The following is a 1,568-nucleotide window of genomic DNA, read 5'->3' as shown; positions in this document are numbered from 1 at the left end:
GCTTGAACGCATGCTGCTGGAAGCAGGCGTGGGCACCGGTGCAGATATCGAGGTCGCTAGAGGAACAGAATACGCGCAGTTGGGCGGTTTTGGCGTTTTCCTCAGGTCGATTGTTGGCCTCGATCGGGCAGCCGCTCAGGGGTATTTCGCTGATTTCATCTCGGAAGGTGCTTCTGCTGACCAGATTGAGTTCGTCAATATGGTCATCGAACACTTAACTAAGAATGGCATGGTTGACCCAGGGCTGCTTTACGAACATCCATTCTCAGACCGTTCGCCTGACGGTCCGGATGGTGTATTTGATGAAGAAAAGGTCGCGCAATTCTTCGCTCGTATCAGGACGGTAAATCGGTCTGCAGTGGTAACGGAAACCGGGTAGCAAATAGGCTTGAGGACTACGTGTGTGGACCCCAAAAGATGATTGGGGCCACAATTCGCCGAGTTTAGAAGGCGCCGTAGAGCGGGTTTGCTTTTTGAGCCTCCACTATGAGGAGTTCTCGTGCTCGTTTTGTCGGCTGTCTAACGCGGGACTTGTTCCAAGGGTTGCCCCGTTGCGTGAAGATTCCCTGTCCGTTCAGAATATTTGCGATTTCTGAATACGATACAACGTGTGGGTCTTCCATGTTACGCAGGACGGCGGCAATTTTTTGAACAAGCACGTCAGTCTTTTCCCTCCATGCTTGCGTGCCCAGTTTGCAAACCCTGGACCCCATTTCTGGATTTCCGAAGATGGCCCCGTCGGCTTTTTTCTGAGCCATACCTTGCTTTGTTCGCTGCGAGATTTTTTCGCCTTTCTCCTGCGCATGACGTAGCACAGCGTGATCTGAAGCTCGTTTCAGATTTGTTCCCTCAGCAGCACAGATCACGTGGTCGAGTGCAGGCAGATACTTTAGCACTTGCGCCGAGAATGCCGCGTCGCGTGATAGTCTCGACCAATCCCACACGATCAAGACAGCATGGTTTTGTTTTGCCATTTCGAGCGCTTTGATCAGTTGATGACGTCGTCCGATGCTCTGCATGCCCATCGCTGAGGCGGCCTCTTCAAACACCTCGATCAACTCATATTCGGCGTGCTCGGCGAACTCTCGGATTGCGGTCTTTTGAGCCTCAAGGCTGATACCTTGGTCTCCTTGGCGTTTTGTTGAGACACGCGCATATCCCACGGCGAGGCGTTTTCCGGAAACGGAGCGTCCTGGTTCTGTTTGGTTGTTTTTCATGTTGTGTTTCATCCTTTAGCTACCGGTTGACGAATGAACCGCCACGCGGCCCATAGTCAGGGCGCTTTGTTCCGGTGCCTGAGTGGTGATTTCCAGCGGCGGGAACGAAGCTACTCGCAATCCGAGGATTGGCTTTGGCTTTCCGAACTTTCGGCTGGACAGTCGGACAGTCGGTCAGATCTGCCGTCCGACTGTCCGACTGTCCCAAGCTCAGGCTGCCGCCTTTTTCGGATCGGCCATAGCTGTGATTATCTCTGCTCGGATCTTGTATGCACGAGGCCGGCCAGCCACCCAGTTGGGTGTTTTACTCTTGATGTTTTTGCCATCCCCTGGAACGAGCCACTTGCTCGC

Annotated in this window: 2 protein-coding genes; one reads left to right on the top strand and one right to left on the bottom strand. The window is 53.4% G+C overall.

Annotation, left to right across the window (positions count from 1 at the left end):
- The coding region (locus tag MCRY_RS22245) for a type I restriction-modification enzyme R subunit C-terminal domain-containing protein (protein WP_280523451.1) at positions 1-379 on the top strand (379 nt) is incomplete at its 5' end.
- 64 nt (positions 380-443) lie between these two features.
- On the opposite strand, the gene MCRY_RS22240 is transcribed toward MCRY_RS22245, so the two are convergent.
- Positions 444-1,217, bottom strand: a complete 774-nt coding sequence (locus tag MCRY_RS22240) for a recombinase family protein (protein WP_171046040.1) — start codon at positions 1,215-1,217, stop codon at positions 444-446.
- Positions 1,218-1,568: the final 351 nt, after the last annotated feature.

It is taken from the genome of Marivita cryptomonadis (assembly GCF_002115725.1).
GTDB lineage: Bacteria > Pseudomonadota > Alphaproteobacteria > Rhodobacterales > Rhodobacteraceae > Marivita > Marivita cryptomonadis.
Note: the sequence above shows the minus strand (reverse complement) of the source record. Positions and strands in the feature narration are given on the sequence as shown.

Coding starts and splice junctions, on each gene's coding strand:
- MCRY_RS22240 (WP_171046040.1), bottom strand. CDS start 1,217: ATGAAAAACAACCAAACAGAACCAGGACGCTCCGTTTCCGGAAAACGC.